23 protein-coding genes and 1 tRNA gene are annotated in these 22,677 nt (G+C 59.7%); 14 read left to right on the forward strand and 10 right to left on the reverse strand.

All coding sequences use genetic code 11. The features are described from left to right. The first annotated feature begins 384 nt into the window (after nucleotides 1–384). Entirely contained in the window at nucleotides 385–1,254 is an 870-nt protein-coding gene (locus NTD82_RS13895; protein ID WP_095153994.1) for an oxaloacetate decarboxylase, read from the forward strand. Here the strand turns inward: NTD82_RS13895 and NTD82_RS13900 are convergent. Then, nucleotides 1,212–2,612 (reverse strand): UDP-glucose dehydrogenase family protein, encoded by a 1,401-nt coding sequence (locus NTD82_RS13900; RefSeq protein ID WP_262129099.1) that lies wholly within the window; start codon nucleotides 2,610–2,612, stop codon nucleotides 1,212–1,214. The genes NTD82_RS13895 and NTD82_RS13900 overlap by 43 nt on opposite strands. A 302-nt stretch (nucleotides 2,613–2,914) precedes the next feature. Here NTD82_RS13900 and NTD82_RS13905 point away from each other — a divergent pair, with 302 nt between their 5' ends. The 3 genes from NTD82_RS13905 (at nucleotide 2,915) to nadA (ending at nucleotide 7,241) form a co-directional block, all read left to right on the forward strand. After that, nucleotides 2,915–4,411, forward strand: a complete 1,497-nt coding sequence (locus tag NTD82_RS13905; protein ID WP_262129100.1) for a YdgA family protein — start codon at nucleotides 2,915–2,917, stop codon at nucleotides 4,409–4,411. Nucleotides 4,412–4,503: 92 nt separating this feature from the next. Then, nucleotides 4,504–5,961: a YdgA family protein gene (locus NTD82_RS13910; protein WP_262129101.1), complete on the forward strand. Its 1,458-nt coding sequence runs from the start codon at nucleotides 4,504–4,506 to the stop codon at nucleotides 5,959–5,961. Between the two features lie 221 nt (nucleotides 5,962–6,182). Then, nucleotides 6,183–7,241 (forward strand): quinolinate synthase NadA, encoded by a 1,059-nt coding sequence (gene nadA, locus NTD82_RS13915; RefSeq protein ID WP_095153990.1) that lies wholly within the window; start codon nucleotides 6,183–6,185, stop codon nucleotides 7,239–7,241. Nucleotides 7,242–7,332: 91 nt separating this feature from the next. On the opposite strand, the gene NTD82_RS13920 is transcribed toward nadA, so the two are convergent. Next, entirely contained in the window at nucleotides 7,333–8,766 is a 1,434-nt protein-coding gene (locus NTD82_RS13920; protein WP_095153989.1) for a M48 family metalloprotease, read from the reverse strand. Nucleotides 8,767–8,900: 134 nt separating this feature from the next. On the opposite strand from NTD82_RS13920, the gene NTD82_RS13925 reads away from it, so the two are divergent. Both NTD82_RS13925 and NTD82_RS13930 read left to right on the forward strand, forming a co-directional pair. Continuing rightward, the gene (locus tag NTD82_RS13925; RefSeq protein ID WP_095153988.1) at nucleotides 8,901–9,140 is read left to right on the forward strand and encodes a sulfurtransferase TusA family protein; all 240 of its coding nucleotides are present in this window, start codon (nucleotides 8,901–8,903) and stop codon (nucleotides 9,138–9,140) included. Nucleotides 9,141–9,166: 26 nt separating this feature from the next. Then, on the forward strand, nucleotides 9,167–10,237 hold the full coding sequence (locus tag NTD82_RS13930) for an AI-2E family transporter (RefSeq protein ID WP_095153987.1): 1,071 nt from the start codon (nucleotides 9,167–9,169) through the stop codon (nucleotides 10,235–10,237). A 38-nt stretch (nucleotides 10,238–10,275) separates the two neighbouring features. On the opposite strand, the gene NTD82_RS13935 is transcribed toward NTD82_RS13930, so the two are convergent. After that, complete coding sequence (locus tag NTD82_RS13935; RefSeq protein WP_262129102.1) at nucleotides 10,276–10,749, reverse strand: peroxiredoxin; 474 nt, start codon at nucleotides 10,747–10,749, stop codon at nucleotides 10,276–10,278. Between the two features lie 12 nt (nucleotides 10,750–10,761). Then, nucleotides 10,762–11,322 (reverse strand): glycine cleavage system protein R, encoded by a 561-nt coding sequence (locus tag NTD82_RS13940; RefSeq protein ID WP_095153985.1) that lies wholly within the window; start codon nucleotides 11,320–11,322, stop codon nucleotides 10,762–10,764. 258 nt (nucleotides 11,323–11,580) lie between these two features. Here NTD82_RS13940 and dapA point away from each other — a divergent pair, with 258 nt between their 5' ends. The 8 genes from dapA (at nucleotide 11,581) to NTD82_RS13980 (ending at nucleotide 17,039) form a co-directional block, all read left to right on the forward strand. Next, on the forward strand, nucleotides 11,581–12,459 hold the full coding sequence (gene dapA / locus NTD82_RS13945; RefSeq protein WP_095153984.1) for a 4-hydroxy-tetrahydrodipicolinate synthase: 879 nt from the start codon (nucleotides 11,581–11,583) through the stop codon (nucleotides 12,457–12,459). Nucleotides 12,460–12,476: 17 nt separating this feature from the next. Next, the gene (gene bamC, locus NTD82_RS13950) at nucleotides 12,477–13,589 is read left to right on the forward strand and encodes an outer membrane protein assembly factor BamC (protein WP_095153983.1); all 1,113 of its coding nucleotides are present in this window, start codon (nucleotides 12,477–12,479) and stop codon (nucleotides 13,587–13,589) included. After that, nucleotides 13,590–14,348: an MBL fold metallo-hydrolase gene (locus tag NTD82_RS13955; protein WP_262129103.1), complete on the forward strand. Its 759-nt coding sequence runs from the start codon at nucleotides 13,590–13,592 to the stop codon at nucleotides 14,346–14,348. A 30-nt stretch (nucleotides 14,349–14,378) separates the two neighbouring features. Then, entirely contained in the window at nucleotides 14,379–15,089 is a 711-nt protein-coding gene (gene purC / locus NTD82_RS13960; RefSeq protein WP_095153981.1) for a phosphoribosylaminoimidazolesuccinocarboxamide synthase, read from the forward strand. Nucleotides 15,090–15,182: 93 nt separating this feature from the next. Continuing rightward, nucleotides 15,183–15,272 (forward strand) — tRNA-Ser (locus NTD82_RS13965). 262 nt (nucleotides 15,273–15,534) lie between these two features. Beyond that, on the forward strand, nucleotides 15,535–16,032 hold the full coding sequence (locus NTD82_RS13970) for a hypothetical protein (RefSeq protein WP_262129104.1): 498 nt from the start codon (nucleotides 15,535–15,537) through the stop codon (nucleotides 16,030–16,032). Between the two features lie 16 nt (nucleotides 16,033–16,048). Continuing rightward, entirely contained in the window at nucleotides 16,049–16,504 is a 456-nt protein-coding gene (locus NTD82_RS13975) for a helix-turn-helix domain-containing protein (protein ID WP_262129105.1), read from the forward strand. Further along, entirely contained in the window at nucleotides 16,476–17,039 is a 564-nt protein-coding gene (locus NTD82_RS13980; protein WP_262129106.1) for a hypothetical protein, read from the forward strand. The genes NTD82_RS13975 and NTD82_RS13980 overlap by 29 nt, the downstream gene beginning before the upstream one ends. Nucleotides 17,040–17,058: 19 nt before the next feature. Here the strand turns inward: NTD82_RS13980 and NTD82_RS13985 are convergent, their stop codons facing one another. The 6 genes from NTD82_RS13985 to NTD82_RS14015 all read right to left on the reverse strand — a co-directional run bounded on the left by NTD82_RS13985 (nucleotide 17,059) and on the right by NTD82_RS14015 (nucleotide 22,655). Continuing rightward, nucleotides 17,059–18,300, reverse strand: a complete 1,242-nt coding sequence (locus NTD82_RS13985) for an Arm DNA-binding domain-containing protein (protein ID WP_262129107.1) — start codon at nucleotides 18,298–18,300, stop codon at nucleotides 17,059–17,061. Then, nucleotides 18,297–18,551: a hypothetical protein gene (locus tag NTD82_RS13990; RefSeq protein WP_262129108.1), complete on the reverse strand. Its 255-nt coding sequence runs from the start codon at nucleotides 18,549–18,551 to the stop codon at nucleotides 18,297–18,299. The genes NTD82_RS13985 and NTD82_RS13990 overlap by 4 nt, the downstream gene beginning before the upstream one ends. Before the next feature lie 226 nt (nucleotides 18,552–18,777). Beyond that, nucleotides 18,778–19,419, reverse strand: a complete 642-nt coding sequence (locus NTD82_RS14000) for a hypothetical protein (protein ID WP_410017055.1) — start codon at nucleotides 19,417–19,419, stop codon at nucleotides 18,778–18,780. A 25-nt stretch (nucleotides 19,420–19,444) separates the two neighbouring features. Continuing rightward, a complete protein-coding gene (locus tag NTD82_RS14005) occupies nucleotides 19,445–20,359 on the reverse strand; it encodes a hypothetical protein (protein WP_262129111.1) in 915 nt (304 codons plus the stop codon). Beyond that, the gene (locus tag NTD82_RS14010) at nucleotides 20,356–22,161 is read right to left on the reverse strand and encodes a DNA cytosine methyltransferase (protein WP_262129112.1); all 1,806 of its coding nucleotides are present in this window, start codon (nucleotides 22,159–22,161) and stop codon (nucleotides 20,356–20,358) included. The genes NTD82_RS14005 and NTD82_RS14010 overlap by 4 nt, the downstream gene beginning before the upstream one ends. Beyond that, nucleotides 22,158–22,655, reverse strand: a complete 498-nt coding sequence (locus tag NTD82_RS14015; protein WP_262129113.1) for a hypothetical protein — start codon at nucleotides 22,653–22,655, stop codon at nucleotides 22,158–22,160. The genes NTD82_RS14010 and NTD82_RS14015 overlap by 4 nt, the downstream gene beginning before the upstream one ends. Nucleotides 22,656–22,677 lie beyond the last annotated feature (22 nt).

The raw sequence follows: 22,677 nt of genomic DNA on the forward strand, positions 1-22,677 counted from the left end.
GATAAGGGAATCACTGATAAGAAAGCATGTGCACATACGGTTTTCCCTGATGCCTGACGTCAGGCTTTGCCGTACCCGGCGTATTCATCATGTGCATGCACAGTTCATACACATTTCGCGATTTTTTGATGAAATCGGCAAAAAAAGCTCGCGATCCCGGCTGGTGGCTCTTCGATGTTTTCGCCACAGCGCAGCCGGATCGACCTCTTCACACTCGCCTCCTTCGTTCTGTCCATCAGGGATTCCCGGTCGGTGTCGGCCCTTTAACCCCGGGAGGTGAAACGTTTGCGTCGATTTGTCGGACAAAGACCTTCGCTGCTGTCAGAGAGACATCAAGGGGTGGTATGTTTCGCCTCAGAATGAAGTCGAAATAGTGGATAGATCATGCCTAAAGCGTCCCATCAAGATTTGCGTCGTGCGTTCCGTAAACTGCTTGCCTCCCCTCGTTGTTACCACACCGCCTCGGTATTCGATCCGATGTCAGCGCGCATTGCCGCCGACCTTGGTTTCGAGGTGGGTATTCTGGGAGGCTCGGTGGCGTCGCTACAGGTATTGGCTGCACCGGATTTTGCCTTGATCACCCTCAGCGAGTTCGCCGAACAGGCCACTCGCATCGGCCGTGTTGCACAACTGCCGTTCATCGCCGATGCCGACCATGGCTACGGTAATGCCCTGAACGTAATGCGCACCGTGATCGAGCTGGAGCGCGCTGGCGTTTCCGCGTTGACCATCGAAGACACCCTGTTGCCGGCCCAGTTCGGCCGCAAGTCCACCGACCTGATCAGCATCGAAGAAGGCGTCGGCAAGGTTCGCGCGGCGCTGGAAGCCCGGGTCGATCAAGAGCTGTCGATCATTGCCCGGACCAATGCCGGAGCGATTCCGACCGAGGAAGTCATTGCTCGCGTCGTGGCCTACCAGAACGCCGGTGCCGACGGCGTGTGCATGGTCGGCATCCGCGATTTCGAGCACCTGGAAGAGATTGCCCGTCACGTCACCGTTCCGCTCATGCTGGTCACCTACGGCAACCCGCAACTGCACGATGACGTGCGTCTCGCCGAGCTTGGCGTGCGCATTGCCGTTGACGGCCATGGCGCCTATTTCGCCGCGATCAAGGCGACCTACGACTGCCTGCGCGAGCAGCGGCGCATTACCAGCTCCGCCTCCGACCTGAGCGCGACGGAGCTGACGCACACCTACACCCAGCCAAATGACTACATCGTCTGGGCGCGTGAGTTCATGGACGTCAACGAGTAAGACGCTTCGTTGTCTCGGGCGCGAGGATTGCCAGGTCGCACGTCCTCGCGTCCGATGCTGTAGTAGGCAAGGCCCGCATTGGCCATGTGCGCCGGTTCGAACAGGTTGCGTCCGTCGAAGATCACCTGATCGAGCAGGCGCTGCCTGACCAGTTCGCTGTCCAGGACTTTGAAGTCCTCCCACTCGGTGACGATCACCAACGCGTTGGCGCCTTTCAGCGCATCCTCCTTGTTGTCCAGCAACTCCAGATCACTGCGCTCACCGTAGCGACGACGCGCTTCGTGCCGTGCTTGCGGGTCGAAGGCGCGGACTTTCGCGCCGGCCTGCCATAGCGCCTGCAGGAGTACCTGGCTGGGTGCTTCGCGCATATCGTCGGTATTGGGTTTGAAGGCCAGGCCCCACACGGCGAACGTCTTGTCGGACAGGTCTGCGTTGTAATGCTGGAGAATCTTTTCGAACAGGCGATGTTTCTGTCGCTGATTGATGGCATCCACCGCTTGCAACAGACGGGGCTGGTAGTCGTGTCGCTCGGCCATCCGCTGCAGGGCCGTCAGGTCCTTGGGAAAGCACGAGCCGCCAAAGCCGCAGCCGGCATAGATGAAGTCGTAGCCGATACGCGGGTCCGAGCCAATACCGCGGCGCACGGCTTCGATGTCCGCGCCCAGGTGTTCGGCGAGATTGGCCATTTCGTTCATGAACGAGATCTTTGTCGCCAGCATGCAGTTGGCCGCGTACTTGCTCAGCTCGGCGCTGCGGGCGTCCATGCTGATGAAGGTGTCGTGATTGCGGCTGAAGGGGCTGAACAGTTCCTTCAACAGGGCCAGCGTCGCGGTGCTGGCGCCACCGATGATGACCCGGTCGGGGCGCATGCAGTCGATGACCGCCGAGCCTTCCTTGAGAAACTCCGGGTTGCTGACCACGTCCAGTTGCGCGGCGCTGTCCGGGCGCAGGCTGATCAGGCGGGCCTTGATGGCATCGACGGTGCCGACCGGCGAGGTGGATTTGTTGACGATGATTTTCTCACCGTGGGCGTGCCGGGCGATGGCGTCCGCGACCGCGAAGACCTGACGCAGGTCGGCGCTGCCATCGGCCAGTGGCGGGGTGCCCACAGCGATGAATATCACGCTGGCGGCTTCGATGGCGGGCACCGCGTCGGTGCTGAACAGTAGGCGGGAACTGGCCAGGCCTTTGTGCAGCAGTGCCGGCAGGCCAGGCTCGAAGATCGGGCAATGGCCACGGGATAGCGCGTCAACGCGTTCGGCATCGACATCCACGCAGCACACCCAGTGTCCAACTTCGGCCAGGCAGGCGGCCAGGGTCAAACCAACATAACCGGTACCAAACACAGCAAGTTTCATACGAAGCTCCGTTATCAGGCCGATGCTGTTCCTCCTGCCCGGGCAGGCAGGGCATGGCCTGAACATGTCAGCGTCCGATGACAGTTATGTGAGTGTCTGGCGGGGTTGTGAGGTGGATTCTAGGGCGTTGGTTGCCGGCATCGGATTTGGCCTCGGAAACAGGCTACGAAATGCGTCGAGTTTTCCAGCGTATCGGTGGCGGATTCCTGAGCTTTTTGCCCGCGATCGCGGTGCTAACCTCCTGGCCCTTGATGCCCGGTACGCAACGTCCGGGTGGTTTTCTCCACTGTCTGGACCTCTTCATGAAAAAGATACTGGTTGCACTCGCTGGCGTTGTTGCGCTCGGTGCTGCTGGCTGTGCGTGGATCACATGGCACACCGGCAAATCAATGCCGACACGGATGGATGCGCTGCTTGAGCATGCCAACCAGCAATTGCAGGTAGCGCTGGGGCACGAGGGGGAGGCAAAAATCGAGCTGCTTTGGAGTGCCTTTCATACCTTCAGTGCCGATGCCCGTTACCGGGTGACCTACGAGTCGGTGGGCCAGGACCCTGTTCAACTGGAGTTCGTTGATCGTATCGAGTACGGGCCGTTACCGTGGTCGAGGGTGAAGCGCATGCAACTGATGCCAGTGATGGCTACAAGCAATTTCTCATTGGTCAAAACCGAAGGCTCCGCGACCTGGTTTTCCGCCAGTAAAGGGGAGGTTCCGTTGCGTGGGGGTATCAGCGTCAATTACGAAGAAACCATCAACACTCACGTCGAGTTCGCGCCGTTCGAGATCACGGAACAGGATTATTCGCTGACGTCCAGCGGAGGAAGTTTGCTCCTGCACTCGGCTCAAGGTGACGACACCGTGGCTATTTCCGGCGAGATGGAGCGCCTCAGGATACATCTGAAGAGTGAGAACATCCGCAGCGTATATGTCTATCTCGCGGGAATAGGTGTGAATGCTCACTTGGGAACAGGTCTTCAGGGGCTGCGGACCGGTTGGCTGAAAGTCGGTTCGACGGATGTCGGATTTCAATCTGCCGGTAGGACTTTATCGCTTGGCCGGGCCGCGTTCCATGATGAGTATCAGGTTGCCGAGGACGGGTATTCGAGGAGGCAGATAGTCGTTGCTCCGAATATCCGGCTGGCTGGTTGGCCGTATGGCAGCGCTCGGCTGGCGTGGCGTGTCGAAGGTCTGGACCCGGCGGCGCTCAAAGGATTTTTGCAGGGACGGCGCTCGGGAGTGTGGGGCACTATGAACGCGGTAGATGTTGCCGAGACAAATGGAGCAGATACCGATCCGAAAGGGTTGTTGAGCGAATCGGACGATCGGCTTGAAGCAGCCATGCTCAAGCTGCTGACGAACAGGCCGAAATTCGTAATCGAAGAGTTGTCATTCAAAACGAGCGAGGGAGAGAGTCGGGCGGACATGTCTGTTCAATTTCGTCGGCTGGACGATGACCGTATTTCCTTTGCTGACTTGATTGAGCAGATGCCTGAGTCGGGCAATGTCAATCTCGAGATCTCCAAATCGACTATCGATGAGTGGGCGCGTCCCTTCAACCTCGGCAGGCTCACTGCGGACACCATGCGCGGAGCGTTCAACAGTCGAACCTTGTGGGAGATACTTTCAAGCGAGGCTGAGCGGAGTCCTTTTCTGGAAGTAGTGGACGACAGCATTCTGATGAAGCTGCAACTTAGCCCACCTGATGATGTGGATCTCAATGGCAAGAAGATGACAAGGGAGGAGTTCTTGAGAACGATCTGGATAGATATGGCCAGACGATCGCTGTCCGCATTGCACTGAATCCCGCAGCATAAATGCTACTCTCGCCGCCTTGAAGGCCCGGACCCTGGTGTCCGGGCTTTCTTTTCCAAGGAACGCAACTGGATCACTTCATGAAGAAAACACTGGTAGTTATCGGCGGGCTGGCTGTAATGGTCGCGGCGACCTGGACGTCGATCGCGTGGTACACCGGCCAGCAACTGCCCGCGCAGTTGAACGCTGCCCTGGCCGACGTCAATCGCCAACTGGACGTGGCCATGGGCACTCAAATGCAGGGCAAGGTGGAACTGCTTTCCCTGGAGTCGCATAAGTTCACCAGCCTCGCCCGCTATCGGGTGACCCTCAGCGACCCGGACGGAGAGTCGGTGGCGCTGGATTTCGTCGATCACATCGAGCACGGGCCTTTCCCGTGGTCGCGGCTCAAGCAGTTGCAACTTGCACCCGTGATGGCTGCGAGTACTTACGCGCTTGAGAAAACCGACAAGACCGAGAAATGGTTCGCCGCCGCAGGTGATCAACTGCCGTTGGGCGGCAGCATGAGCCTGAGTTATGGCGGTGCCGTGCGCACCAACCTCAAGCTGGCGCCGCTGGAAGTGAAGGGCGAGGAGGGCGTGATGTTCTCGTTTTCCGGTCTGACGCTGCAGATCGACACCGATGCCCATGGCGATGAGCTGCGCTTCGGGGCTGCCATGGAGCACCTGACCCTGACGCAAGGCGACGGTTCGACACTGGACTTCGGCCTGAAGGACCTTACCTTCGCCGCTGACATGAGCAAGAGCCGTTACGGCTTCTATACCGGTTCTTATGTGGCCGACCTGGGAGAGGTGTCGGTTGTCTACGATGGCCAGCCGTCGCTGAAGTTCGGCCTGGACCTGCGTGACACCTACCGCATTGAGAACGATGGTCTGGCGCTCAAGGGTGTGTATCAGGTTTCCGATATCAGCTATGCCGGCAAACCGCTGGGCAGCGCACGCATGGGCTGGAGCGTGCAGCGCCTGAATCCCGAGGCAATCGGCAAACTGGTGAGTTGGTATGAGCAACATATGCCGGAACTGGAAGCCATTGCCCTGGAACAGTCCGATGGTGCCCAGCTTCTGAACGATCCGCTGTTGAAGGATGTATTGCAGGGCGTGCTGGCCGGCCAGCCACGGGTAGCGTTGGAGGAACTGTCGTTCAAGACGGCCAATGGCGAAAGCCGCGTTGACCTCGCTGTCGACCTCGCCGGTGTGGCGCTGGCGGACCTGCCGCCGGAGCAGGCGCTGGCCCAATCGATCAAGTCGGTCCAGGCCAATCTGAAGATTTCCAAGCCAATGATCGGTGATATCGCGGCCCTGCGTGCGACGCTGGATGGCCTGGATGCCGACTCGATCCGGCAGGCGTCGGCAGCGGGCGAGATGGTCGGCATGATGGCCTTGCAAACCCAGATGGCGACGGTGCAGGGTGACAACATCCTGATGCACCTGGGTTACGCCGACGGCCTGGTGGACTTCAACGGGCAGAAAATGACCGTTGAGCAGTTCGATACCTTCGTCCGGGGACGTGCCGGACTGCTGACCGGTGCTGCTCAGTAATCACCTTGCTACGCGGGCGACGTGTCGAGCGTCGCCCGCTCGCTTTATCGGGCAAAAATCTCTTTAGAATTCATCCGATTATCTGTAGCCTTCGGCGACTCATAAAACCGAGGTCGCAGCGGACTTTTGCCAAGAATGCAAAGGCCAAGCTGTTACCCGATTTGTCCGTGCCCGATGATACACTCGACTTACGCGCATCAGCGCCAGCAGGTCTTGCGAACATGACGCAGATTTCCGAACGCCTTCTGGTCCAGGCCCATCTGGACGCCAAGCAGCCCAAGCCGCTCACGCCTGAACAAGAGGCCGAATACCGTGCCGCCATCGCCGCCGAACTCAAGGCGCAGGATGCGGTGCTCGTCGCCCACTACTATTGCGATCCGGTGATCCAGGCGCTGGCCGAGGAAACCGGTGGTTGCGTGGCCGACTCCCTGGAGATGGCCCGCTTCGGCAAGAACCACTCGGCCAAGACCGTGCTGGTGGCCGGCGTGCGCTTCATGGGCGAGACCGCGAAGATCCTCACTCCCGAAAAACGCATCCTGATGCCGACCCTCGACGCCACCTGCTCCCTCGATCTGGGCTGCCCCGTGGACGAGTTCTCGGCCTTCTGCGACAAGCATCCGGAGCGCACCGTGGTGGTGTATGCCAACACTTCGGCGGCAGTGAAGGCCCGTGCCGACTGGGTGGTGACCTCCAGTTGCGCGCTGGAAATCGTCGAAAGCCTGATGGACAACGGCGAGACCTTCATCTGGGCACCGGACCAGCACCTGGGCAACTACATCCAGAAGCAGACCGGCGCCGACATGCTGATGTGGGATGGTGCGTGCATCGTTCACGAAGAATTCAAGTCGCGACAACTGGCCGATATCAAGGCCCTGTATCCGGACGCCGCGATTCTGGTGCACCCTGAATCGCCGGCCGCCGTCATCGAGCTGGCTGACGCCGTGGGCTCCACCAGCCAGTTGATCGCCGCCGCGCAACGCATGCCGAACAAGAAGTTTGTGGTCGCAACCGATCGCGGCATCTTCTACAAGATGCAGCAGCTGTGCCCCGACAAAGAGTTCATCGAAGCGCCGACCGCCGGCAACGGCGCGACCTGCCGCAGTTGCGCGCACTGCCCTTGGATGGCGATGAACACGCTTGAGCGCACCTTGCAGTGCCTGCGTGAAGGGACGAACGAGATTTTCGTGGAACCGGCATTGATTCCGCAGGCGATCAAGCCGTTGCAGCGGATGCTGGACTTTACCCAGGCCGCGCGGCTGAAGTTGTCCGGTAACGCTTGAGTCTTTCAGGGCTGCTCGGCAGCCCTTCACAGGATTTGCGCCAACCTCGTGTCGAGGCGGGCTCAAATCCTGTGGATCGAGGCCACAGGCCTCAGCGCATCATGTCCTTGACCATTCGTTGCTGCTCCAGCAAATCCCGTTGACGGGCGTCGATCCGCGACGCGAGCTGGAAGTTGGTGCCCGCCCGGCGTTTGGCGTAATCCAGTTGTTGCAGCGCCTGGTCGAAATCACCGGTGAGGGCGAAGAACTCGGCGCGTGCCTGGTGCAGCCCGATGGTGTTGCCTGAAAGCCCGCGGGCTTCGGCCAGGTCGTACCAGATATCCGGGTCGTCGCCACGGTTCTTGATCAAGGCTTCCAGCGCTTTTTCGGCTTCGGCGGGTTTGTTCTGCTTGAGCAGCAGGTCGGCCCGAACTTGTTGCAGCGGATAGTTGCCCGGATAGAGCTGGCGCATCTTGTCGACCCGTTGCTGAGCATCGGCCAGGCGGTTGTTGGTGATGTCCAGGTCGATCTGGGTCAGGTTGTAGGTGATGTCGTTGGGTGATTTGGCCAGCAGCGGCTTGAGGTTTTCCCGCGCTTCATTGAGTTGGCCGCCCTTGATCTGTGCCAGCGCCAGACCGTAGCGCGCAGCATCGAGGTTGGGGGTTTCATCCAGCAGGGCGCGGAAGCGCTTGGCCGCGAGGCCGGGCGTCCCCTCATAGAACAGTTGCACCCGGGCACGCATCAACTGATAACGCAGGCTGTCTTCGGTGCCGCCGGCAGGGGCCTGTTCGGCGCGGTTGCGGGTGTCGGCGATACGCGACTCGGTCACCGGGTGGGTCAGCAGGAATTCCGGCGGCTTGGCGTCGAAGCGGTACTGGCGCATCAGTCGCTCGAACATGGACGGCATGTTGCGCGGGTCGTAGCCGGCTTTTTCCAGGTTGAGGATGCCGATACGGTCGGCTTCCTGTTCGTTCTGGCGGGAGAATCGCCGCTGTTCCTGGATGGCCGCCGCCTGGGTGCCGGCGATGGCGGCGATACCGGCGTCACCCGCGCCAGAAGCGGCAATCACGATGCCCGCCAGCAGGGCGGCCATCATCGGCAGTTGCATGCGCTGCTGGGCTTCGACGCCGCGGGCGAAGTGGCGTTGCGACAAGTGCGCGAGTTCGTGGGCCAGTACCGAGACATATTCGCCCTCGGTCTGGGCATTGAGGAACAGGCCGCCGTTGACGCCGACGATCCCGCCGGGAGCGGCGAAGGCGTTCAGGTCGGGGCTGTTGATCAGGATGAACTCCAGGCGGCGGTCCTGCAGTTGGCTGGTTTCGGCAAGACGGTAGACGCTGGACTCGACGTAATCCTTGAGCTGTGGGTCCGACAACTGGCTGACATTGCCGCGCAACAAGCTCAGCCAGGCCCGGCCCAGTTGGTGTTCCTGCTGCGGAGAGACAATGGCAGAGCTGGCGTCGCCAAGTGACGGCAGGTCGTCGGCGTGGCTCGGAAGCGCCAGCAGGCAGGCCAGTGTCAGCAAGGTAGGGCGCAGAAAATTCATGCACGAAGCTCTGGTCGACAAAGAGCCTTACTGTAGCCGCCTCGCACGGTTGCGACCAGTGGCGGTATTCTGCGAGGCTTGCCTGCGCCGCATGCCAGCGCTGTCTGGCCGGCTGGTTTTTCTGGAGAGTTTTGATGACTGACACCTTGCACCACGATGCCGAACTGGACGCCAGTGGCCTCAACTGTCCACTGCCGTTGCTCAAGGCCAAGCTGGAGCTGAATCGCCTTGCGTGCGGCGCGGTGCTCAAGGTGATTGCCACCGATGCTGGCTCGCAGCGTGACTTCCGCACTTTTGCCAGGCTAGCCGGTCATACGCTGCTGCTCGATACCGCCGAGGGCGGGGTCTACACCTATTGGCTGAAGAAGGCCTGAGTTTCTTTCCCACCCAAGGATCGTCGATGTTCAAAGTGCTACGCAGTTGGCTGCACCGCTATTTCTCGGACGAGGAAGCCGTGGTGTTGGCGGTCCTGTTGTTTCTCGGGTTCACCGCCGTATTGACCCTGGGCGGCATGCTGGCCCCGGTGCTGGCGGGCATGGTCCTCGCGTTTCTCATGCAGGGGCTGGTGAACGCCCTGGAGCGTCTGCGCGTGCCCAGCAAGGTCGCGGTGGGTTTGGTTTTCACCCTATTCATGGGGGCGCTGGGCGTGTTCCTGCTGGTGTTGGTGCCGTTGCTCTGGCATCAACTGATCACGCTGTTCAACGAGTTGCCGGGCATGCTCGGCAAATGGCAGTCGCTGCTTCTGCTGCTGCCTGAGCGCTACCCGCACCTGGTGTCTGATGACCAGGTGCTGCAGGCCATCGAAGCCATGCGCGGGGAAATCGGCAAGTTCGGCCAGTGGGCGTTGACCTTCTCGTTGTCGAGCCTGCCGCTGCTGGTCAATGTGATGATCTACCTGGTGCTGGTGCCGATCCTGGTGTTCTTCTTCCTCAAGGACCGCGAGACCATTGCGCGCTGGGTCAGCGGCTATCTGCCGCAGGAGCGCGCGCTGATGACGCGGGTGGCCGAGGAGATGAACCGGCAGATCGCCAATTACATTCGCGGCAAGGGTATCGAGATTCTGATTTGCGGCGTGGCGACCTACATTGCCTTCGTTGCCCTTGGACTCAACTACGCGGCGTTGCTGGCGCTGCTGGTGGGGCTGTCGGTGGTGGTGCCTTACGTCGGTGCGGTGGTGGTGACCGTGCCGGTCACCCTGATCGCGTTGTTCCAGTGGGGATGGGGCGACCAGTTCATCTACCTGATGGCCGTCTACGCGATCATCCAGGCCCTGGATGGCAACGTGCTGGTGCCCTTGCTGTTTTCCGAAGCAGTGAGCCTGCACCCGGTGGTGATCATCTGCGCGGTGCTGCTGTTCGGCGGGTTGTGGGGGTTCTGGGGGATCTTCTTCGCCATTCCGCTGGCGACGCTGTTCAAGGCCGTGCTGGATGCCTGGCCACGGCGTGAGCCCGCGGTGGCACCGTTGCTCTGAAACAAGACGGGGCATGTTCGACATGCCCCGTTTGATATTCACGCCTTGTTCAATTCTTCCGCTGCGGCCAGTACCGCGGCCACGTGGCCCGGCACTTTCACGCCGCGCCATTCCTTGCGCAGCACGCCGTTTTTGTCGATCAGGAAGGTGCTGCGGTCCACGCCCAGGTATTCCTTGCCGTAGAGCTTCTTCAGCTTGATCACGTCGAACAGTTGGCAGATGGCCTCGTCCTTGTCGCTGATCAGCTCGAAGGGGAATCCCTGCTTGGCCTTGAAGTTCTCGTGGGACTTGATGCCATCACGGGAAACGCCGAATACCTCGGTGTTGGCGGCCTGGAAGGCAGCGTACTGGTCGCGGAAGTCCTGGCCTTCGGTGGTGCAACCCGGCGTGCTGTCCTTCGGATAGAAATACAGCACCACCTGACGGCCTTTCAGCGCGGCAAGGCTGACCTGCTGGCCGCTGGTGGCCAGCGCCTGAAAATCGGCGATGGGTTGGTCGAGTTCAACGGCCATGGGCAATCTTCCTTACATCGGGTTCTGTGGGCGCCAGGGTTCGATCAGCGCATCGAGGTTGAGCGCGTCGGCGAAGTCCAGGAACTGGTCACGCAGCCAGCTGATCTGGGTGCCGGCCGGCAGGGTGACGGTGAACGTGGCATTGAGCATGGTGCCGCCGGTCTGCGGAGCCTGATAGGTATCGCAGGTCAGGCTTTCCAGCTCGACATTGTGGTCGATGAAGAACTGGCACAGCTCATTGACGATGTCGGGGCGGTAGGCGGCACTGACATAGGCGACATACGGCAGCGACAGCGGACGCACTTCCAGGTCGGCGCTGCGCACCACGTTGACGATGAAGCCGTGCTTTTTCGCCAGGCTCGGCAGCGCGCCCTCGAAGCGCGCCAGGGCATCCCAGTTGCCGGTGATCTGCAGGATCAGCGCGCTGCATTCGCCGTGGCGGCTCAGGCGGGAGGTCACCACCGAGCAGCGACTGTCGTTGCTGGCCCGGCAAAGGATGTTGGTCAGTTCCATCGGGCTTGGGCCCAAAGCACTGACGACAAGGAATTGTTCGCGGACGGTGGGGGTGGACATAGCATTCCTAAAGCGATGAGCGGTCGGTACTTGACGGGGTGAACAGGCTGTTCAGCGTGCTCCCGGGCCTCTGGATCGAGGCGGCGGACACTGTCGGGGCACGTTGTCGGCAGCCCGGCAGGCCGCTATGTACCGATCAAAGGACGAAGGGTAGCGAAAATGGCCGCCGAGGGGAATGCTCTGCCCGCCTGCGTCGCTTGTGCAAGCCCGATGGCGCCAGTACCATTACCGCTCTCTTTTTCCGGCAGGAGCAGCTTCATGATTGCGGGCAGTATGGTGGCATTGGTCACACCCATGGATGCACAAGGGCGTCTGGACTGGGACAGCCTCAGCAAACTCGTGGACTTCCACCTGCAGAACGGTACCCATGCCATCGTCGCAGTCGGCACCACCGGCGAGTCGGCGACCCTCGATGTCGAAGAACACATCCAGGTCATCGAATTCGTGGTCAAGCGCGTCAATGGTCGCATCCCGGTTATCGCCGGTACCGGTGCGAACTCCACCAGCGAAGCCGTGCACCTGACCCAGAACGCCAAGAATGCCGGCGCCGATGCCTGCCTGCTGGTGGTGCCGTACTACAACAAGCCGACCCAGGAAGGCCTGTACCAGCACTTCAAGCACATCGCCGAAGCTGTCGACATCCCGCAGATTCTCTACAACGTTCCCGGCCGCACCTCCTGCGACATGCAGGCCGAGACCGTGATCCGCCTGTCCACCGTGCCGAACATCATCGGTATCAAGGAAGCCACCGGCGACCTGAAGCGTGCCAAGGCCATCATCGACGGCGTGAGCGAAGACTTCCTCGTGCTGTCCGGCGATGATCCGACCGCTGTCGAACTGATCCTGCTGGGCGGCAAGGGCAACATCTCGGTGACCGCCAACGTCGCCCCGCGTGAAATGGCCGACCTGTGCAACGCTGCACTCGAAGGCAAGGCTGACGAAGCCCGCGCCATCAACGAAAAACTGATGCCACTGCACAAGCACCTGTTCATCGAAGCCAACCCGATTCCGGTGAAGTGGGCTTTGGTTGAAATGGGCCTGATGCACCAAGGCATCCGCCTGCCGCTGACCTGGCTGAGCGACTCCTGTCACGATACGGTACGCCAGGCCATGCGCCAGTGCGGCCTGCAGTTTTAATTGAGGACGTACACCGCATGAAGCGATTGGCTGGTCTTTCCGCCCTTGCCCTGATCATTTCCAGCACCAGCGGTTGCGCTTGGCTCTGGGGCGAGGACGGGTATTTCCGTGACCGTGGCAGCGACTACCTGGAGGCCACTCAAAAGCCGCCCATGCAGTTGCCGCCTGATGTGAGCAACGTCAAGCGTCTCGACCCTCTGCTGCCGATCCCGCGCAACGTCGCGGACGACAACGTCAAGGGTGAATACGAAGTTCCGCGTCCGCTGCCGCTTGCGGCCAGCGCCGACGCTACCGATTTCAGCCTGCAGAAGAGCGGCGCCGCTCGTTGGGTCCTGGCCCAGCGCGCTCCGGCCGAAGTCTGGCCGGTTGCCCGCCAGTTCTTCGAGGACAACGGTTTCCGTATCGCCGAAGAGCGTCCGCAGACGGGTGAGTTCAACACCACCTGGCAGCGTTTCGACGAGCTTTCCGCCTCCATGGCCGAGCGCCTGGGTGGTGCCGCCAGCAGCCGCGACAACGAGGTCCGCGCGCGGGTCCGTATCGAGCCAGGCGTGCAGCGCAACACCAGTGAAGTCTATGTGGTGACCGTCGAGCGTGCCGCCGGCAGCAGTGCCGAGCAGGAATTCCCGGCCCGTTCGACCAACACCGGCGTCGACGCCGTACTGGTCGACGAAATGCTTGCCAGCATGACCCGCAGCGCCGAGAAGGGCGGTTCGGTGTCCTTGCTCGCGGCCCGTGATTTCGATGCACCTAGCCGTGTCAGCCTGAGCGAAGACGGTAGTGGCAACCCGGTTCTGAACCTCGGTGCCGATCTCGATCGCGCCTGGTCCAGTGTCGGTCGTGCCCTGGAGCACGGCGAATGGCGCGTTGAAGACATCAACCGCAGCCTGGGCTTGTACTACATCAACCTGGCCGAGAAAGCCGAGCCGAAAAGCGAGCCTGGTTTCTTCAGCCGCGTCTTCGGCAGTGCGCCGAGCAAGGAAGAGATCGAAGCCCGTGCCGAGCGCTATCAGGTTCGCCTGAGCAAGGTGGGCGACAGCGTCCAGGTTACCGTCGAGAAGAACATCAACACCGTGGCCCCGGCCGATGTGGCCCGTCGCGTACTGAGCGTCATTCAGGACAACCTGGGTTAAGTGCGCTTCGCGGTACTTGGAAGCGGCAGCCAGGGAAATGGCACGCTGATCAGCAGTGGCGACACGCACGTACTGGTCGATTGCGGATTTTCCCTGCGTGAAACCGAGCGGCGCCTGGCGCGGCTCGGTGTATCGCCAGACATATTGAGCGCCGTGCTGGTGACTCACGAACATGCCGATCATGTGCATGGGGTGGGGTTGCTGGCACGGCGCTACAATGTTCCGGTCTATCTCAGTCGCGGCACGTTGCGCGGGTTGCGCAAACCGCTGGAGGCGACGGGGTTTCTCGCGGCGAACGATACGTTCGACGTGGGCGCCCTCAGCATTCGTGCAGTGGGTGTGACGCATGATGCGCTGGAGCCTTTGCAGTACGTGTTCACGGATGGTCGACGGCGCCTCGGCGTGTTGACCGATCTGGGCTCGTATGACACGACATTACTGGACCATTACCGGGGCCTGGATGCCCTGCTGATCGAAGCCAACCATTGCCGTGACCTTCTGGCACGGGGGCATTACCCGCACTTTCTCAAGCTGCGGGTTGGCGGCGATTACGGACATTTGAACAACCATCAGGCCGCGCGCCTGGTGGCGGAGTTGGGGTGGGAAAATCTGCAGCACCTGGTGCTGGCCCACCTCAGCAGCAAGAACAACCTGCCACAGCTGGCCCGGCAATGTTTCGTCGATACCCTTGGGTGCGACCCGGACTGGCTGCAAGTGGCCAACCAGGATTGTGGGCTCGACTGGCGCGAAATCGTCTAGCCCCCTCTCATTTAGCAAGCGGAGCCCATCATGGAAAAACGTGAAGAACTCTACCGCGGCAAAGCCAAGTCGGTTTACAAGACCGACGACGCTGACCGCTTGATCCTGCTGTTCCGCAACGACACCTCTGCCTTCGACGGCAAGCGTATCGAACAGCTCGACCGCAAAGGCATGGTGAACAACAAGTTCAACGCCTTCATCATGCAGAAACTGGAAGAAGCCGGTATTCCGACCCAGTTCGACAAACTACTGGGCGACAACGAATGTCTGGTCAAGAAGCTCGACATGATTCCGGTCGAGTGCGTGGTGCGTAACTTCGCTGCTGGCAGCCTGGTCAAGCGCCTGGGCGTCGAGGAAGGCATCAAGCTGGAGCCTTCCACCTTCGAGCTGTTCCTCAAGGACGATGCGAAGGGTGACCCGTTCATCAACGAATCCCACGTTGTTGCCTTCGGCTGGGGCACCGCCGAACAACTGGTGAAAATGAAAGCCCTGTCGTTGAAGGTCAACGAAGTGCTGAGCAAGCTGTTCGACGACGCCGGCCTGCTGCTGGTGGACTTCAAGCTGGAGTTCGGCGTATTCCACGGCGAAATCGTCCTGGGTGACGAGTTCAGCCCGGATGGTTGCCGCCTGTGGGACAAGGAAACCCGCAAAAAGATGGACAAGGACCGCTTCCGCCAAGGCCTCGGTGATGTGATCGAAGCCTACGAAGAAGTCGCAAAACGCCTGGGCGTGCCGCTGTAATTCGGCACGTTCGCGCAAGCATCTGAAAGCACGCGATTTTTTTCATCCAGGGGCTTCGCCTTTGGCAAAAGTGCTGGTATGATGCGCGCCATTGGAGAGATGCCGGAGTGGCCGAACGGGACGGATTCGAAATCCGTTGTACTGGCGACAGTACCTAGGGTTCAAATCCCTATCTCTCCGCCATACATGTAGTACGCGAAGCCCCTGAAAACGTTGAAGTTTTCAGGGGCTTTTGCGTTTTTAGCTACTACGCTAGGGCATTTTTTGGGCATCTACTCACCTCGTCAGGCCGTCTCGGGACTGCTTGGGCCATCGAGTGAATCCTCCTCGCTATAGATGAAAGGCCTACTCAGCCAGTTGTCTCTTATGACATAGTGCCACTACTTCGCAGCGTTAGCTTGATGGTTAGTGCGGCATGGGTTAACCTGCATGTTAAGGAGTCGGCATGAAGCTACATACACTTACACGGACGTATATCCTCGAAAAAGCGGGGATCGACACCTCTAAGATCGTTGCGATCAATGGGAACCCGTCGTGGGTGCCAGCTATGATTCTTCCTGCCTCGGGACTCCCCGAAAAGTCGATTTTCATCAGATCGGTGATAGCCGCAGTCGACGAGAACACCAAGCGAGGTCATTTCCTGATGATGGTGGATGCCATTTTCAGCGGCATGATGCTTGAGGATTTTTCTGACCATTTTGCCAATAGTGTTGTCAAGTACAAGGTGGCGCATAGCTTCAAGCACGCGGGAAAGACCGAGAATTTGCGTGAGTTGAAGCATGGCAGCAAAGATAGGATTTACCTGTATCCATATACAGGACGGAATGGGCGCTACGTTTTTTTCTTCGAAGCAGCGCACAAGAATCAACAACACACTGAACCTGGGGTCAAGGATCGTGCAGAAGAATCTATCAAAAGAATCCTAGCTGATAAATTTTTGTAATCTTTAAGGTCTCAACATGAACAACTTTGATATTTCCCAACAAATTGCTGAAGATGCCGAGATTTTTGGATTCGCACGTCGCGCGGCTGCTGTTTTCGAAATTAGACGCATTATGCAAAGCAAAGGGCTTAAAAATATCGACATTGCTGAGAGACTTGGTGTCTCGGAGGCCAACATTTCCAGATGGCTTCGAGGCGACCAAAACCTTAAATTGGATACCATCTATTCGCTTGCCGATGCTGTGCAGGAAAAACTGAATATCTGCTTTGGAGAGTCGCTTGGTAAGAGAGAGTCTGCCTCGATGCGATTTTCTGATGCAGAGTCTTGGACGATTGGTGTCGGAGTGAGTTGTAATGATGAAGATTTCGATTTTTTCCGTGAGCCTTCGATTTCTGTAAATCACGAAATTTTTAGTTATGCACTGGCTGCGGAGGTTGAAGAGTATGAAAGCTTCTGCGCTTTCAATCAATAAAGTTGAATTTGTCCATATCAATGTTGAGGCGAACAGTAATTTTCAAGGTGAAAAATCACCTGAACTTCATCAGCTTGATTTTGACTTTGATGGTATTACTTTCAAGCGTAGGATGAGTCTCCAGTATGATAAGGATAAGTCCGATGATCCGAGAAGCTTTCTTTTTGGGCTGAACATTATACTCTCACGCGACGACGATGACGTTGCGAATCCGTTGCTGCCTTATAATGTTGATGTAAAGGCTGTGGCTTATATGCGCTATAATGCAGATAAGTTGACAGGTATGGAGAGGTTTCGAGCTATCCGCGCGACTGGTTATTCAGTACTTTATGGGGCAATACGGGAAATGGTTTCGAACCTGACCGCGAGAGGCCCCAATGGTATGTGGTCGTTTCCTGCTGCTGACTTCAATCTTGCTGCTCATGAAGAAGCGCAAAGAGATGAAGCTCGGCGGCAAGAACATCTACAGCAACAAACGAAGATCATTGAGAAAAAGTCTCCAAGACGAGTCAAAAAGGTCAAGCCTGATGCTTGACCTTTGATCCCATATTTAATTACCTCATATCACTAAATCCCATCATTTTAGAAACGATATCAGCCATGCTTTTGGTGTCTGATGAGATCCAGCGTCCGTAGTGTTTGCGGACCATCGTTGTGTCACTGTGGCCGAGTTGGCGGGCCACCCACTCGATCGGGACATAGCTCGATAGCGCTTGGCTTGCGAAGGTGTGGCGTGCCTGGTTCGCGCCTCGGTGGCGGATGCCAGCCTTACGCAGATGATCGGTGAACCACTCGCTGAGCACCCGACCGTTCCAGAGCAGGCCGCTGGTTGAGCGGTGGAACAGGAAGCGCACCCGTTCGTGCTTCTTCGTGATGTTGTCCCGCTGCACGACGGTGATTTGCACTGGCTCGATGTTGGCCGCGTCGGCCATGATGGCTTTCATCAGTTCCAGGGCTGGGGCTATCAGTTCGATGGTGCGTATGCGTGCCTTCTCCTTCGGTACCTTGAATTCGCCGGCGACCTGGGCACGACGAACTGTCAGGGTGCCGGCGACCAGGTCGACGTCATCAGATCCGACCGCGATGAGCTCGGACAGGGACAGCCCGGCCCAACAGTTGAATACGATCATCCGGCTATCCTCTACGCGTTCCGGGTCGGCTATGGCGATCCGCTCGATCTCGGCGCGGGTGAACGGGTCCGCGAACTCGGTATCGTTGTCGGACTGAATATTCTCGATGCGCTCCAGCGGATTGAGCTTGACGATCTCGTCGCTGAAAGCGTCGGCCCAGACGCCCCTTACAACAGTGAATATGTCATTCACTGTTTTCGGTTTGAATCCGGAGGTAAGTAGTTCCGCCTGGAACAGTTCCAGTTCGCTCTTGGTGATGCTCGCGATAGTACGACCGGTGAACTTCTTCCTTACATGCTCGGACTTGCTTTTATAGTTCAGGTAAGTGCTGTGTGCCTTTTTGACTTTGGCAACTCGCAGCCAGTTATCGATGCCTTCATCAACAGTGCGCGCGGCGGGTGCTTTCGGTTCTTCCTGCTGCGCCTTCAGCCATTTCGAGTCGGGAAAGTGCGCTGCGTAGTCGAAGCGGTTTTCTTTGATCTCGGCCAGAATTGTTCTTCGCTTGTTGTCGGCGTAGTTGATCGAAGCCTTGTTGATCTTGGTGACATTGCGGAGCGGCTCTCGGCGGCGCTCGCCTTCAAACATGAAGGCGATCCGCAGGAGGTTGCCGTTGATTTCGACGCCTGTTGGCAAGGCGTCGATACCTGGTGGGAGCTTTTCTTTCATGGATGGCCGGCCATCCATTTTTCAATTTCAAGCCGGTTGTAAACAAGGACGTTAGCTGGATCAGTGCGCCATTGTTTGCCTTCCAGCCAGATACCGCGTTCGCGATACTTGCGTACCGCCTCGGTGCTCAGTCCGAAGATAGGGAACAGAAGTTCCTTGCGTATCCATGTTGCGGGGCTGATCAGAAGTTGGAGCGTCTCGCCTGCTTTTGGCGGAACTTCATTGACGGAACTTACTTGTTGCTTTGCCATGTGGTGTCTCCGGCTTATCGCAGGGGGCGCAGGCCGTTCGCCTGCTGAAGTTTCTTGGCGGCCTGGTTGGCCATGACGGATTCCCAGTGAGCGTTCATGCGCTGCTGGCGAGTCCGGCTGCATTTCGTGTGGCGTCCAACTGTCCTCGGCTTCCCGCAGATATCGCATATGACGTTCAGGTCGAGGGTGTAGGTGGCTAGGCGTGGCCTGTTCGAAGGTGGGTTGCTCATGGCGCGATCCTCTGGAATTCCACAACCCATACCCATGGGTTCGAATCCCAGTCGCCGCCAGTGGATTGCCAAAGGCCCGCGAACCCATGGATCGCCGCAGCCTTGCATTCATGTCGTGAGGGCGATATCTCAAGATGCTTGCGGCATATGGAGGCATCGACACCCTCGGCTTCTGCCTGCTCGGCGGTGATGCTGTGCAGCTGTTCGATCCGGATGCTGGAGATCTCCAACACGATGCGGCTGGCCCAACGAGGCATGTGGATGGAGGGTCTGCATTTGCCCTGGGCGATCATCGAGCATCCGGTTTGCCTGAGGCTGTCATCCGCCGGATAGTAAATGGGCTCGCCCTGGCTCAAGTTCCGGGGTGCGACCCCATCGACCTGGGCGTCTGCTGCCCAGGTTTCTCTCACCCACAGTCGGGCTCCACGCTGGCCGTAAGGGCAGGCGCCAAACACTCCCACCTTGGTGGCGCATTCCTCCTCGCTTTTGCCATACACAGCAAAACCATATCGAGGGTGATGCTGGGCAACGGCAACCCAGGGTTCGGATTGTCCTGGATACTCCAGGCGGGGGATCTGCCCGCCTTTTACTGGGCGCCTGGTCACCGTCTTTCGGCCATCCAAGATGGCGCGCACCATCTCTCCGCTGAAAAGGATCGGTCGCTCAGCTCTCACGCTGCACCTCCTGCGCCAGTTGGCGGAGACGTACCAGTTCGGTATCGGTCTGCGCGCGCTCTGCACAGCGGTCCAGGCTCTCAAGAGCCGCAAGCAACAGAGCAATGGCCTTTACCAGTAGCGTTCGAGGCTCGCCTGGTTCGACCTCCCAGAGGCAGATGGCGCTGAGGTGCTCCCAGTCCGGGTCGGTGCCCGTGGCCAGCAATGCGTGCACCACTCCATATGCAGCAAGTTCGTTGGTGCCGTATTGGTCGTCATGATCTGCGGTATAGCCTTTAGCGATCTGACGCCGGCGTTCCAGCAGAACGTCCATGGCGGCGCGCTGCCAGATTGGGGGATCCTGGTCCAGCAGTGCGCTGGTTTCTTTCATCAGATCTGTGAGGTTGCTATCGGAGGCGTCGCCGAGTTGGAGCCAGTGCTCCAGCAGTGAGGCGAGTTCGGCCAGTTGGAGATTGAGGGACGTGCTCGCGGTGGACAATTCTCGCGCAGCATCGACGATCATGTCTGGCTCGCTGTGCCCGTCGATGCCCAGGGCTTGGCAGATTTCGCCAATGGTGGCGGCGAATGCCAGCATTGCCCATTTGTTCGACTCGGCTTCAGTGGCGCAAGGCTGGCCGCCCTCCGCTTTTTGGCAGCGCCCGACCGCAGCAGCTGCGCAGGGAGCAGCTACGTGCAGAATGTTGAGGTCGGGCTGCTCGCCCTCCGCTTTGTCTAGGTCTTGCGCGGCCGTCGCAGCTGTGGTGGCCTTGAGTTGGTCGCGCTCGATTTCAAGTAACTCGTTCTGGCGCCAGGCGCAGTGGATTAGGTCCACCAGTTCGCTGATCGCCGCCTGCTTCGATTTTCGCTCGAAGCGCACGATCATTGAGCGCCGGTCGTTCCCGCCATGGATTTCGAATGTGCTCATGCTGCCTCCCGCTGAGCCACGCTCAGGCCAACCGCGACCGGCCGCACCCAGATCGGCATGCTGCTGAGCATGAAAGTCTCGCCCTGGGCGGCGAGCAATAGAGTCGTGCCCATGACATGGGCGATTGCTTCGGCCGCGGCCGGGGGCACTGCGTTGCCGATGCGTTCGCGCCAGGCTTGGTCGCTCAGGCCATCCAGCTCCAACTGTTCCTCTGGCTCGACCAGGCTCTGCAGTGCAGCCAGTTCCAGCGTGGTGAAGGGGCGGTGCCATGTGCCGTCCAGCGATTCGATAACGCAGGTGAGGCGGTCGTTTGCCTCGGGCAGACGCGGGTCGGCAACGCTCCACCGGCCGTTGTCGTGCATGGCGCTGGCGGATACGGCTCCGGCCGGTGTGGCCCAAGGCACGACGCCGTAATGTCCTCCAGTCAGGTAGGCATCACCCTTGCCCCGGTTCAGGCCGGGCCGGGGATCGGCGATGGAGAGGGCTCCGCTGGCAACTTGCTGGGAGCCGGTGACTGTGCCGGCGGTCTGGCCCATGCTGACGACGTTCAGCTTCCTGCTCGATGCGTTGGAGTGCCAGTTGTGATACCGAGGATCCTGTACCGCAAAGGCGCCCTGGCCCGTGGTGCTGCCGGCAATGACAGTGCCGGCGGCGCTGTCGTATGGCGTGACCAGGTACTTGCCGAAGCCACGGCCCGAACGCCGCGGATCCGCCACGCTGAAGGTGCCTTGACCGGGGCTTTTGACGCCTATGACCGCACCGCTTGTGTCTTCCCAGCGGCGCACGCCGTACTGCTGGTACTGCAGGGCCCCGGCCTTGGCGCGTGGATCTGCAACGGAGAACTTCCCGTTCGTTGGTCGTGAGCTGCCCGCCACCGTACCGATCGATTCCGTCCACTGGTTCACGCCCAAGTAGCCGGCGAAGGCTTCGGGCACGATTACGAAGTCGCGCAGGTGCCCGTCCTGGATCTGCAGGTCGTTGAGACTGCGCCAGTCCTTCCCGGCCTCGACCAATGCCAGCCGAACCCAGGTCTTCCACTGCAGTGCTGGCACGCGGTGCATCGGTCCTGCAGCGGCGACGTCGCCGGCCAAGGGCATGCGGCCGAGGATGTCGCCGACAGCGCGCAAGTTCTTCTGCTCTGGCTCGTAGAGGAACGGCGGCACCTTCTCGATGTGACGTGCGACCAGCAGGAAGCGCTTACGGCTCTGGGCCAAGTGTCCGATGCGGCCACAGTCGTGGGTAGTCTCGGCCACTGCGTAGCCGAAGCTGGATAGCAGGCTGTTAATCTGGTCCAGCAGGTGCCGGCCGCGGGATGCAAGCCGCGGCACGTTCTCGAAGACGAGCAAGGGCACCGGATCGTCGGCCCACGCTTCGCCGAACAGCCAGATGCAACGGAGCGTCAGCTCGTTAAGCGCCTGGTACTTGGGCGTCAGGCTCATCTTCTCGGATAGCAGCCCGCTCGCGCCCTTGCACGGAGAGCTGATGAACACCGCGTCCGGGCGCTGGCCGCCGGCTGCCCGGCGGATATCTTCAGGGGTAGCCTCGCGCCAACCTAGTGGTGGCTCCTTGCCGTGGAAGCGGATGTACTGATCGCGGGTGAACAGGTCCAGCAGCGTGCCTTTCACGCCGCTGAGGTGCTCGAAGTCAGCCAGCCCGGCCGGGTCGACGTCAACGCCGCCGAGGCATTGCCACTCGCCCTGCAGGTTGCCCACCACTGGCTTGGCGCGGTTGAAGCCCTTGGCGCCGCCGCCCAGGCCACAGCACATGTGGAAGTGTTTGAGGACGTGCTTGCGGAGAGTCATGCTGCGGTCCCTGCCTTTACAGAGGCCGGGGAGCGACGCACTTGGGCGAGAATGAGTTCAGCCAGGCGCAACAGGCCGGTGGCCTCGGTTTCGGCGCGATCTCCCCAGTTGCCTGTTCCTTTCATTGCGCTCCAAGTTCGCTGGGCGAGCTGCAGGGTCTCGGCAGCCTGAGTGACGAGTCGATGGTCGTCCGCGGTAACAGCCAGACCGGTGTAAGCAGCGATCCGTTTTTCCAGCTCGGTGATAGTCCCCAGCAGGGCAGCTTTCATCTGCAGGTGCTGCCGCTGCTCTTTCTCCCGGTCCACTGCTCGTTCGGCCAGGGCGCTGTCGAGCGTCTGTAGGCGTTGCCAGTTCATAGCGTCCCGCTTTTCGAGACCTTCTGCGTAGCCTTTTTCGTAGGCGCGTTGGCGAGCCTTCGCGAACAGGAAGGGAAGGAACGCCATGGTGAAGATCCACGCGACTGCGGCGAGCAAGGTGTAGTGCTGTACTTGCATGTGCTGTGCTCCAAATGCAAAG

The organism is Pseudomonas sp. 5P_5.1_Bac1, assembly GCF_025466015.1.
Taxonomy (GTDB): domain Bacteria; phylum Pseudomonadota; class Gammaproteobacteria; order Pseudomonadales; family Pseudomonadaceae; genus Aquipseudomonas.

Bases quoted from the DNA above. Each gene is read 5' to 3' on its own strand.
- NTD82_RS13895 (WP_095153994.1), top strand. From the start codon at position 385: ATGCCTAAAGCGTCCCATCAAGATTTGCGTCGTGCGTTCCGTAAACTG.
- NTD82_RS13900 (WP_262129099.1), bottom strand. From the start codon at position 2,612: ATGAAACTTGCTGTGTTTGGTACCGGTTATGTTGGTTTGACCCTGGCC.
- NTD82_RS13905 (WP_262129100.1), top strand. From the start codon at position 2,915: ATGAAAAAGATACTGGTTGCACTCGCTGGCGTTGTTGCGCTCGGTGCT.
- NTD82_RS13910 (WP_262129101.1), top strand. From the start codon at position 4,504: ATGAAGAAAACACTGGTAGTTATCGGCGGGCTGGCTGTAATGGTCGCG.
- nadA (WP_095153990.1), top strand. From the start codon at position 6,183: ATGACGCAGATTTCCGAACGCCTTCTGGTCCAGGCCCATCTGGACGCC.
- NTD82_RS13920 (WP_095153989.1), bottom strand. From the start codon at position 8,766: ATGAATTTTCTGCGCCCTACCTTGCTGACACTGGCCTGCCTGCTGGCG.
- NTD82_RS13925 (WP_095153988.1), top strand. From the start codon at position 8,901: ATGACTGACACCTTGCACCACGATGCCGAACTGGACGCCAGTGGCCTC.
- NTD82_RS13930 (WP_095153987.1), top strand. From the start codon at position 9,167: ATGTTCAAAGTGCTACGCAGTTGGCTGCACCGCTATTTCTCGGACGAG.
- NTD82_RS13935 (WP_262129102.1), bottom strand. From the start codon at position 10,749: ATGGCCGTTGAACTCGACCAACCCATCGCCGATTTTCAGGCGCTGGCC.
- NTD82_RS13940 (WP_095153985.1), bottom strand. From the start codon at position 11,322: ATGTCCACCCCCACCGTCCGCGAACAATTCCTTGTCGTCAGTGCTTTG.
- dapA (WP_095153984.1), top strand. From the start codon at position 11,581: ATGATTGCGGGCAGTATGGTGGCATTGGTCACACCCATGGATGCACAA.
- bamC (WP_095153983.1), top strand. From the start codon at position 12,477: ATGAAGCGATTGGCTGGTCTTTCCGCCCTTGCCCTGATCATTTCCAGC.
- purC (WP_095153981.1), top strand. From the start codon at position 14,379: ATGGAAAAACGTGAAGAACTCTACCGCGGCAAAGCCAAGTCGGTTTAC.
- NTD82_RS13970 (WP_262129104.1), top strand. From the start codon at position 15,535: ATGAAGCTACATACACTTACACGGACGTATATCCTCGAAAAAGCGGGG.
- NTD82_RS13975 (WP_262129105.1), top strand. From the start codon at position 16,049: ATGAACAACTTTGATATTTCCCAACAAATTGCTGAAGATGCCGAGATT.
- NTD82_RS13980 (WP_262129106.1), top strand. From the start codon at position 16,476: ATGAAAGCTTCTGCGCTTTCAATCAATAAAGTTGAATTTGTCCATATC.
- NTD82_RS13985 (WP_262129107.1), bottom strand. From the start codon at position 18,300: ATGAAAGAAAAGCTCCCACCAGGTATCGACGCCTTGCCAACAGGCGTC.
- NTD82_RS13990 (WP_262129108.1), bottom strand. From the start codon at position 18,551: ATGGCAAAGCAACAAGTAAGTTCCGTCAATGAAGTTCCGCCAAAAGCA.
- NTD82_RS14000 (WP_410017055.1), bottom strand. From the start codon at position 19,419: ATGGTGCGCGCCATCTTGGATGGCCGAAAGACGGTGACCAGGCGCCCA.
- NTD82_RS14005 (WP_262129111.1), bottom strand. From the start codon at position 20,359: ATGAGCACATTCGAAATCCATGGCGGGAACGACCGGCGCTCAATGATC.
- NTD82_RS14010 (WP_262129112.1), bottom strand. From the start codon at position 22,161: ATGACTCTCCGCAAGCACGTCCTCAAACACTTCCACATGTGCTGTGGC.
- NTD82_RS14015 (WP_262129113.1), bottom strand. From the start codon at position 22,655: ATGCAAGTACAGCACTACACCTTGCTCGCCGCAGTCGCGTGGATCTTC.